The following is a 10,236-nucleotide window of genomic DNA, read 5'->3' on the forward strand; positions in this document are numbered from 1 at the left end:
CCCACCCGACACGAGTTGTTCCGCCGTCTTGTACTCGAACTCCGACAGCGGTTCGTTCCGATACCAGAACAGCGCCTGCTTCACGCAGCCGTGAATATCCGTCGCCGCGCGAATCACGCGCAACGCCTCGCGCAAAAAGCGCTGCACGCTTTCCGATGCAGGCGTCCGGCTCAACGTATTTCGATGCACCCCAGCCTGCTTCGCCAACGTCTGCATGTCGATATGCAGCGCATCCGAAAAGCGACGCGCCGATACGATCGGCGCCGAAAACGCCGGATCGCGCAACGAATTCATGAATTGCTCAAAACTCTCGCCTTGCGCGATGTCATCGAGGGTGACCGTCGAGTTCATCATGTGTACCTCGCTTCCTTCGTGCGCCCGTGGCGCACGCGCATGGCACCGAAGCACAGCGCATCTTGATTCCCTCTCAAGACGTGCACCATGCCCTGCCGATCCATCACGCGCCGCCCCTACGCAATAAGGGAGAGGCGGCGCACTTTCGTCACTGCTTGGCCACCTGCTGCGTGTCGCTCGCCCTCATGTCACCCCAGCCGCCACCCAGCGCACGAATGAGGTTGACCGTCGCCACGGCCTGCGATCCAGCGAGCTGGCTCGCCTGACGCTGCGCCTGCAGCGTGGTGCGCTGGCTGTCAAGCACATCCAGGTAGTTCACGGCGCCCTCGCGATACTGCGCTTCCGACAGATGCTGCGCCCGAGCTGCCGCGTTCACCGCATCGTTCTGCGCGCGAACCTGATCGTCGAGCAGCCGGATGTCGGACAGGCTATCTTCCACTTCGCGGAAAGCCGTCAGCACCTGCGAGCGATAGTTCGCCACCTGCTCGTCGTACTGCGCCCGTGCCTGCGCCAACTGCGCTTTGCGTCGCCCGCCGTCGAAAATCGGCAGCGTCAGCGCGGTGCCCGCCAAGGGCCCCAGCAGGAACGTCCGGCTCGACCATTTGAAGAGCTGCGCCAAACCCACCGACTCGTATCCGAATGCGCCCGTGATATCGAGCTGCGGGAAGAACGCCGATTTCGCCAGGCCGACGCGCGAGTTCGCCGCCGCCATCGCCCGCTCGGCCGCCGAGATATCAGGGCGGCGTTCCAGCAGCGCGGAGGGCAGCCCAGACGGCACGCGCGCCACCACCGGCACGAGCGGCTGCTGCGGGAACGTGAACTCCGCGGGCGGCTTGCCCAGCAGCACGGCCAGCGCATGCTCGGATGCGGCGCGCTGCCGCTCCACGCCCGCCGCCTCGGCGCGCGCCGAAGCGAGCGCGTTCGTCGCTTGCTGCAGATCCAGTTCGCTGACGTCGCCGGCATCGTAGCGATGCTTGACGAGCTTCAGCCCGTCTTCACGCGATGCCACCGTCTTGCGATATAGATCCTGCTCCGTATCGAGCTCACGCAGCGAGAAGTAGTTCGCCGCCACGTCGGCCTGCAGCGCGAGCTGCACCGAGCGGAACAACGCTTCCTGCTGCTGCGAATCGGCACGCGAGGCCGCGACGTTATCGCTGACACGTCCGAACAACGGCGCTTCGTACGATGTCGTCACCTGCGCGCGCCAGATCGTCTGCGGCGGTATATACGCGTTCTCCGGCAGGCCCTGCGCAGCAGGCGACAAGCGTTCGCGCGTCGGACCGAACCCCGCGTTGAGATCCGGGAACCAGGCCGAGCGCGCGGCATTGAGCGAGGCGCGCGATTCACGCACCCGCGCGGCTGCCGCCTTCAAGTTCTGATTCTGCGCAAGCGCTTCTTCTTCGAGCTGGTTCAGCGTCGTATCGCCGAAGATCGTCCACCATTGGCCGCGCTCGAGCGCTTCCGACGGCTGCGCGCTCTTCCACGTGCCGGCCTCGGAGGCCGGCATCGGCGCTTCCTTGAACGCCGTGGGCGTATCGACGTCAGGCCGCTTGTAGGTCGGCCCGACCGAGCAGGCCGCGACGAGCGTCATCAACAGGACGCCCGCCAATGCCCGCAGTGCGACGCGTGAACCACCGCCAATCGAATCCATTCGTTTCATCTTATTTCTCCTGGCCTCAAGCGTCCGTCAACTCGGGCTCGAGGTCCGATTCCTTGTGCGAGTCCTTGCCCGCCACGTGGATCGTGCCGCCGGCCAGCTTACGCAGCACGACATAGAACACCGGCGTCAGCATGAGACCGAACAGCGTCACACCCAGCATCCCGAAGAACACGGCGATCCCCATCGCATGACGCATCTCGGAGCCCGCACCCGACGAGAGCACGAGCGGCACGACACCCATGATGAACGCGATCGACGTCATCAAGATGGGGCGCAGCCGCAGACGGCTCGCCTCGATCGCAGCAGCGAGCGGCGTGCGTCCGTCATGCTCGAGTTCGCGTGCGAACTCGACGATCAGAATCGCGTTCTTCGACGCCAGGCCCACCAGCACCATCAAGCCGATTTGCGTGAAGATGTTGTTGTCGCCGTGCAGCAGCCACACACCCGTCAACGCGGACAGCACGCTCATCGGCACGATCAGAATGACGGCGAGCGGCAGCGTCAAGCTCTCGTACAGGGCAGCCAGCACGAGGAACACGAGCAGCACGCTGATCGGGAACACCCAGATCGCCGAGTTGCCGGCCAGCACCTGCTGATACGTCAAGTCAGTCCACTCGAACTTCACGCCGCGCGGCAGCGTTTCCTTGGCGATGCGCTCGATCGCGCCTTGTGCCTGATCGCTGGAGTAGCCCGGCGCAGGGCCGCCGTTGATGTCGGCAGCCGTGTAGCCGTTGTAGCGCACAACCATTTCAGGACCGAAGGTGGGCGACACCTTGACCAACGACGACAGCGGCACCATCTGGCCGGCTGCATTGCGCGTCTTCAGCTGCAGGATGTCGTCCGGATGCGCACGGAACGGCGCATCGGCTTGCACACGCACCTGATACACGCGGCCAAAGCGGTTGAAGTCGTTCACATACAGCGAACCCAGATAGATCTGCATCGTGTCGAATACGTCCGTCACCGACACGCCAAGCTGCTTGGCCTTCACTCGATCGAGATCGACGTTCAGCTGCGGCACGTTGATCTGATAGCTCGTGAAGAGCGGACCGAGTTCGGGCGCTTCATGCGCACGCTTGATGAAGGCTTGCGTGGCTTCGTCGAGCTGCGCATAGCCGAGCGCACCGCGATCTTCCAGCTGCAGCTTGAAGCCGCCGAGCGTCCCCAAGCCGAGCACCGGCGGCGGCGGGAACACGGCCACGAACGCGCCCTTGATGCCCGCATATTTCTGGTTCAACGCACCGGCGATCGCACCGGCCGACAGCGCCTTCGAGCCGCGATCCTTGAACGGCTTGAGCGTGACGAACACGATGCCCGCACTGGAGCTGTTCGTGAAACCGTTCACCGATAAGCCCGGGAATGCCACCGAATGCTCCACGCCCGGCTGCTTCAGCGCGATATCGCCCATTTCGCGAATCACGCTTTCAGTCCGGTCGAGCGTCGCCCCGTTCGGCAGCTGCGCAAACGCGATCAGATACTCCTTGTCCTGCGCGGGCACGAAGCCGCCCGGCACGATATGCGTGACGAACAACGTCGCGCCAACGAGCACCGCATAGACGCCAAGCATCAGCGTCTTGCGGCCGAGCACGCGCGTCACACCTCGACCGTACGACTGCGAGCCGCGCTTGAACACTTTGTTGAACTGCTTGAAGAAGCCGCCGAGCACGCTATCCATTGCGCGCGTCAGCCAATCCTTCGGCGCATCGTGTCCGCGCAATAAAATCGCGCAGAGCGCGGGCGACAGCGTCAGCGAGTTGAACGCGGAGATGACCGTCGAGATGGCGATCGTCATCGCGAACTGCTTATAGAACTGGCCCGTCAAGCCGCTCATGAACGCGAGCGGCACGAACACCGCGACGAGCGTCAGCGCAATCGCGATAATCGGCCCGCTCACCTCCCGCATCGCTCGGTACGTCGCCGCTCTCGCCGTCAAGCCCGCCGAGATGTTGCGCTCCACGTTCTCCACAACCACGATCGCATCGTCAACCACAATACCGATCGCCAGCACCATCCCGAACAGCGATAACGCGTTGATCGAGAAGCCGAACGCAAGCAGCAGCGAAAACGTCCCGACGATCGAAACCGGTACTGCAACCAGCGGAATGATCGACGCGCGCCACGTCTGCAGGAACACGATCACGACGATAACGACCAGCGCAATCGCTTCGAGCAGCGTATGGATAACGGCCTCGATACTCGAACGCACGAACTGCGTCGGGTCATACACGATGTCGTAATCGACGCCGGCCGGGAAGTCCTTCTTCAACTCGGCCATGTCCTTGCGGACCTGATCCGAAATCGCGAGCGAGTTCGCGCCGGGCTGCTGGTTGATACCCAGCGCGACGGCCTGCTTGTTGTCCAGCAGCGAACGCAAGCCGTACTCAGACGCGGCGAGCTCGACCCGTGCGACGTCGCGCAGATAGGTCACGCCGCCGTCCGGCGCCGTCTTGATCACGATCGCGCCGAACTGCTCCGTGGTCTGCAAGCGGCCGCGCGCATTCACGGACAATTGCAGCGGCACACCGGGCAGCGACGGCGAGCCGCCGATCACACCGGCCGCCACCTGGACGTTCTGCTCGCGAATGGCGCTCACGACGTCGTTCGCCGTCAGATTGCGTTCGGCAAGCTTGTTCGGATCGAGCCAGACGCGCATCGCGTAGTCGCCCGCGCCCCACAACTGCACTTCACCCACGCCCGCAATCCGCTCGAGCCGATCCTTGACGTTGAGCAGCGCGTAGTTGCGCAGATACGTCATGTCGTAGCGGTGATCAGGCGAGATCAAGTGCACCACCATCGTCAGTGTGGGCGAGCTCTTGATCGTCGTCACGCCCAGGCGCTGCACGTCGTCGGGCAGACGCGGCAGCGCTTGCGACACGCGGTTCTGCACGAGCTGCTGCGCCTTGTCGGGATCGGTTCCAAGCTTGAACGTGACGGTCAGCGTCATGTTGCCATCGCTGTTCGCCTGCGCCTGCATGTAGAGCATGTTCTCGACGCCGTTGATCTGCTCTTCGAGCGGCGACGCCACCGTCTCCGCGATCACCTTCGGGTTCGCGCCGGGATACTGCGCGTGAACGATGACCGACGGGGGCACCACCTCGGGGTACTCGGAGATCGGCAGCTGGAATAGCGAAATCACGCCCGCCAGCAGAATCAGGACCGACAGCACCCCTGCGAAGATAGGCCGGTCGATAAAGAATTTTGAAATGTTCATGTCGCTTTCTGAGTGATTGAAACGCCTCTCGGTGAGAAGCGATATCTCAGGAATTCGCCGATTGGTCAGCCTTGCCTGCCTTGCCCGCATCGGCACTCGCGCTGCCGTCGCCGCCGCCCGCCGGATCGTCCGTCATCGGCACCATGTGCGCCCGCACGGTCTGGCCCGGACGCACGCGCTGGACACCGTTGACGACGATGCGATCGGTCGCGCTCAGGCCGGCCGTGATCACGCGCAGATTGCCCTGCTCGGCACCGAGCTTCACTTCGCGATACGCCACCGCGCCTTGCGGATCGACGACGAGGACGAACTTCTTGTCCTGATCGGTGCCGATCGCGGCTTCGTCGATCAAGAGCGCCGGATGCGGCTGGCCGCCGCCGACCTTGATGCGCGCATACAAGCCCGGCACGAGCGTGCCGTCCGCGTTATCGAAGCGCGCGCGCACGCGGATCGTGCCGGACGACGTATCGAGGCGGTTGTCGACCGAGGCGATCGTGCCCTTGCGCGAGTAGCCCGTTTCGTCCGCGAGCCCCAGGTCCACCGGCACGTTCGTCCCGCTGCGCGCGCGGCCGATGTACTTGAGATACGTCTGTTCGTCGACGTCGAACGACGCGTAGATCGGCGAAACGGAGACGAGCGTCGTCAGCGGCGCAGCGCCGGCGCCGGCCGACACGACATTGCCGACAGTGATCTCCGCACGGGAGACGCGTCCCGCAACCGGGGCGACGACCGTCGTATAGCCCAGGTTGATCTGCGCGGTTTCGAGCGAGGCTTGAGCGGCCTTGACATCCGCGGCGGCCTGCAGCGCGGTGTTCTGCTTCTCGTCGTAGTCGCGCTTGGCGATTGCGTTGTCGGCCATCAGGCGCTGCGCGCGCTGCCAGTCGGCCTGCGCATAGCTGTTATGCGCCTGAGCCGACGCGAGCTGCGCCTTGGCGCGATCGACTTCGGCCGCGTACGGACGCGGATCGATGACGAACAGCGTCTGGCCCTTCTTGACGAGCGCGCCGTCCTTGAAGTCGACCGAGACGATCGTGCCCGACACCTGCGGACGAATGTCGACCTTGTCGACGGCCTCGAGCCGGCCCGAGTAGGCCTGCCAATCGGTGATGGTTTTGTTCAGCACCGTGGCGACGTCGACCTCCGGCGCCATCGGTGCCGCTTGCGCGGGTGCGCTCGCGTTCACGCGAATCGCGCTGAACGCGCCAATGCCGGCAACCGCTGCGACGGCAAGGACCGCATAGGCGATGCGACTACGAGAAAGAGGTTTCTTGGACATTGTCGAGGCTCCGGAGTGTAATGACTTCTTCTATTGACGTTCGAGATCAACCGGCTGTGACGCCACGCGGTTGTAAATGACACTCGAAAAAACGTGTGGCGTCTTGCAAAGCTTGCGGATCGTACGCGATTCGCTCATGACTCGCATTCGAGTACCGCATCACCTGTGTCGGCACGCCTGCGCCGATCAACCGCGCCGCGTACGTTTCAGCTTCGACGTGCAACACGTCGTTGCGCGCCGTCGCGATAAACGCGGGCGGCAAGCCCGCGAGGCGTGCCGATTCGAGCGGCGCCGCATACGGATGCATCCGTTGCGACGCCTTAGGCAGGTATGCTCGATAACTCGCGAGACACTGTCGCGGCGAAATGTCCGAATCGACAACACGCTCGTCGGCCAGGCACGTCATGCTGGGATCGAGCATCGGACTGAACAGCGCGATCGCCCCGATCCGTACCTCGCCGCGATCGCGCGCCATGAACGCGAGCCCGTTGGCCACATTCCCACCCGCGCAGTGCCCGGCCGCGAACAACCGCTTGCCGTCGCCGCCGATCGTCCGGCTCGCGCCCTCTGCCCACCGCGCCGCGCGATAGGCGTCTTCGAGCGCGGCCGGAAACGGATGCTTCGGCGCGAGCGAATAACCTACGGATATAACCAATACCGGCAAATGCTCGGCGAAATGCCGCGCGGCGAAATCGGCATCGTCGAGCGACCCGGCGACGAATGCCCCGCCGTGAAAATAAAGCATGACCGGCAGCGAGCCTACCCCGGGCCGGCGATAAAGCCGTACCTGGATATTGCTTTCATAACCGGCGATCTGTGCCTCGTTGACTTCCAGGGACTGTGTACCCCAAGGCGATCCCGTCCGTACACCCCGGGAATGCGTAGTTGGCATGGTGCAAACGCGCAGTGCGCGACTGTTTCACGATGCCTCGAATTGTGTGTTCGGCAGAGTTGCGGATAAATGCCTATAATCCGGCAACACAATTCACTGCACCCGAACAATTGATCCCATCTGTTGGGATGCCCCGCGGGAGCCTAAGCGCACAAAGGCGGTGAATCATTCATCCTTCTATTGGAGCACGAAGATGGATCGCCTTCAGGCCATGCAAGTCTTCACGCGTGTGGTCGACACGAACAGCTTCACGAAGGCGGCGGAAACGCTCGACCTGCCGCGCGCGTCCGTGACGACGATCATTCAGAATCTGGAAGCCTACCTCGGTGTGCGGCTCATGCACCGCACGACGCGGCGATTGAGCCTCACACCCGACGGTGCCGCCTATTATGAGCGCTGCGTGCGGATTTTGGCGGATGTCGACGAAACCGAGAGCAGCCTCCAGAATGGCAGCAAAAAGCCACACGGTAAGTTGCGCGTGGACATGCCGGGTGCGCTCGGGCGCACCGTCGTGATTCCCGCGCTCTGCGAATTCCATAAGCGCTACCCGGATATCGATCTGCAGCTCGGCTTTTCGGATCGCCCTGTCGATTTGCTCCAGGAAGGCGTGGATTGCGTGATCCGCGTCGGCGCCTTGCAGGATTCGTCGCTCGTCGCGCGGCGCATCGGCCTGTTCGAGGGGGTGACCTGCGCGGCACCCGATTACCTCGCGCGCGCGGGCGAGCCGACTACGCTCGATGAATTGGGTCAGTTTGAAGCAGTTAACTACTTTTCGAGCCGAACCGGCCGGATCATTAACTTCGACTTCCTCGTGGATGGCAAGGAAGTGGAAGTGAAAATGCCCGGCGTCGTATCGGTCAACGATGCTGACGCTTATTTGACCTGCGCGCTCGAAGGTTTCGGCCTCATTCAAGCACCGCTGTTCATGGTGCTGCCTCACCTGCGTTCGGGTGCGCTCAAGGAAGTGCTGCCCGCCTGGAAACCGTTGCCGATGCCGATTTCGACGGTTTATCCGCACAGCCGCCACCTTTCGCCGAAGGTGCGCGTATTCGTGGACTGGGTGGCCGAAGTCTTCGACCGTTGCCCGCTGCTCAGCGGCCGCCAGAGCCTCGATACGATCTGCAGCAAGCGGACGCTCGAGGAACGCGAAAGCGCGCCGGCACTCGATACGCCGGTGCTCACGGAGTGGATGGCCTAAGCCTGTTCAGCCAAACCGCTAGCCGCCAGCGTCCCAATCGGGATGCCGGCGGCCGATTGTTCTGCCACGCCGACAAATTATTTCGCAAAACCCGGGTTTATCCTGATTCCGCAAGCGCCTACATTTGCACCTGTCGCGACGCCAATCCCTGGCACCGCACCCGAAACACCGAATAGACAGGAGCAACATCATGAAGCGCACCCTTACCGCAGCCCTTTTCGTTTCCTTGTTCGCCAGCACGGCTGCGTTCGCCGGCGGCATCGGCCACAACGGCACGTACCAAGAGCCCATCGCCAGCACGAGCACGAAGACGCGCGCTGAAGTTCGCGCCGAAATCGTCGCCGCTCGGCGCGACGGCACGTTGCCTTCGTTGAACAAGCAGAGCTACCCGGACTTGAGCCTTGCGGGCCAAGTGCAAGCCGAACGCTTTGCTCAGAGCGAAGAAAATAACGCTCACGTCCAACTCGCACGGGCTGGCAATTGAGATTCAGCGACAAGCCACTCGAGCGCGTGCGTTGGCAGACGCGCTCATGACGCGCTGCCGGCATCCTGCGTACGCGACCCATCACCGGGCTTCGGCCCGAGCGATCGCCGCTCTAGTGCGAGATCATCGACGGCGCATCGGGCCGGGTCGAGCGCAAGCAGGCGATCGAGTAACGCGCGGCGCTCGGATGGTGGCGCCGTGCGGAGATATTCGATAGTGCGATCGATGAAGACGAGCCGTTTGTGCTCGATCGACGTACTGGTTCGCAGCAGTTCGGTCCAACGTCGGGGCAGCGTATCCGGCGTATCCGGCGCATCTGCCGCTTGCCCCTCCGCTTGCCCCTGCGCTTGGACAAACGATTGCACATGTCGCTCGGTCAAGAACGCTTGATAGCGCGACTGTAGCGTGTGGCCGCGCTTATTGATCGTCGCATCCGCATAGGCCGGCGGATTCATCTTCAGCCAGTTCTGCAACGTCGCACTGGACTGCGAGTGCTTCATGAACTCCGGCGCAAACACGCCCTCGCCGTCCATCAGGCGGATACGTGCGCCTCCTGCCCAAGGACGCGCGTCTTGTCCAAGCGACGTCATGAAAGACTGCCCGGCCAAGTTCTGTCGATGAATGACGTCGAGCATCGCCTTCTGCCCGGCAAGTTTGGAGGCAGCAGACAACGCGAAGATGCTGCACCCGACCCGCGCTTTCTGTGTACTGAGCATGAACTGCGTCAACACCGTATTGTCCGGAATACATCGCCCAAAGACCGGACGCAGTTCTTGATGAAACAGTTTGGCGAGGTCCCCGGTGGGCGTCAGCGGATCGATGATCAACAGCGACACCTTCCCGTCGACGCACCGCGCATCGGCGGCGACCATGTGACGCAGCCCGTCCGCCAACGGCAACGGGAATAGCGCGCGTTTTCCCTCAGGCGGAAAGTCAGCTTCGGCGAGCCATGCCTTGAGTTCTTGCGGGTCATCCAGCACGACGAGCGCCAAATCCGGCTTGCGCGCATTCTCGGCTGCAACCATCGTCGGCAACATCGCCCGGTCGAAGTCCCCATCGAACACGGTCTTGCTCTGATCGGGCGCCCAGTTTGCGTCGAGAAGTGTTTGGAAACGCTGCCGAATCCGTGACACTGCGTCGATCGCTTCGGTCATTTCGGTC

At 63.2% G+C, this 10,236-nt stretch carries 8 protein-coding genes; 2 read left to right on the top strand and 6 right to left on the bottom strand.

Annotation, left to right across the window (positions count from 1 at the left end; translation table 11 throughout):
• The 5 genes from ACTHL0_RS00880 to ACTHL0_RS00900 all read right to left on the bottom strand — a co-directional run.
• The coding region (locus ACTHL0_RS00880) for a DUF2384 domain-containing protein (protein WP_440564677.1) at nucleotides 1-351 on the bottom strand (351 nt) is incomplete at its 3' end.
• 151 nt (nucleotides 352-502) lie between these two features.
• On the bottom strand, nucleotides 503-2,014 hold the full coding sequence (locus tag ACTHL0_RS00885) for an efflux transporter outer membrane subunit (RefSeq protein WP_440564670.1): 1,512 nt from the start codon (nucleotides 2,012-2,014) through the stop codon (nucleotides 503-505).
• Nucleotides 2,015-2,030: 16 nt separating this feature from the next.
• Nucleotides 2,031-5,225, bottom strand: coding sequence for an efflux RND transporter permease subunit (locus ACTHL0_RS00890; RefSeq protein ID WP_440564671.1), 3,195 nt, complete (start codon nucleotides 5,223-5,225; stop codon nucleotides 2,031-2,033).
• A 46-nt stretch (nucleotides 5,226-5,271) separates the two neighbouring features.
• Entirely contained in the window at nucleotides 5,272-6,501 is a 1,230-nt protein-coding gene (locus tag ACTHL0_RS00895) for an efflux RND transporter periplasmic adaptor subunit (protein ID WP_440564672.1), read from the bottom strand.
• Between the two features lie 46 nt (nucleotides 6,502-6,547).
• Nucleotides 6,548-7,393: an alpha/beta hydrolase gene (locus ACTHL0_RS00900; protein WP_440564673.1), complete on the bottom strand. Its 846-nt coding sequence runs from the start codon at nucleotides 7,391-7,393 to the stop codon at nucleotides 6,548-6,550.
• 193 nt (nucleotides 7,394-7,586) lie between these two features.
• On the opposite strand from ACTHL0_RS00900, the gene ACTHL0_RS00905 reads away from it, so the two are divergent.
• A complete protein-coding gene (locus ACTHL0_RS00905) occupies nucleotides 7,587-8,591 on the top strand; it encodes a LysR family transcriptional regulator (RefSeq protein ID WP_440564674.1) in 1,005 nt (334 codons plus the stop codon).
• Nucleotides 8,592-8,781: 190 nt separating this feature from the next.
• On the top strand, nucleotides 8,782-9,075 hold the full coding sequence (locus ACTHL0_RS00910) for a DUF4148 domain-containing protein (RefSeq protein ID WP_440564675.1): 294 nt from the start codon (nucleotides 8,782-8,784) through the stop codon (nucleotides 9,073-9,075).
• 44 nt (nucleotides 9,076-9,119) lie between these two features.
• Here ACTHL0_RS00910 and ACTHL0_RS00915 read toward each other — a convergent pair.
• A partial coding sequence (locus ACTHL0_RS00915; RefSeq protein WP_440564676.1) for a YopJ family acetyltransferase occupies nucleotides 9,120-10,236 on the bottom strand: 1,117 nt, incomplete at its 5' end.

Origin of the sequence: Trinickia sp., assembly GCF_051961175.1 — a bacterium.
Taxonomy (GTDB): Bacteria; Pseudomonadota; Gammaproteobacteria; order Burkholderiales; family Burkholderiaceae; genus Trinickia.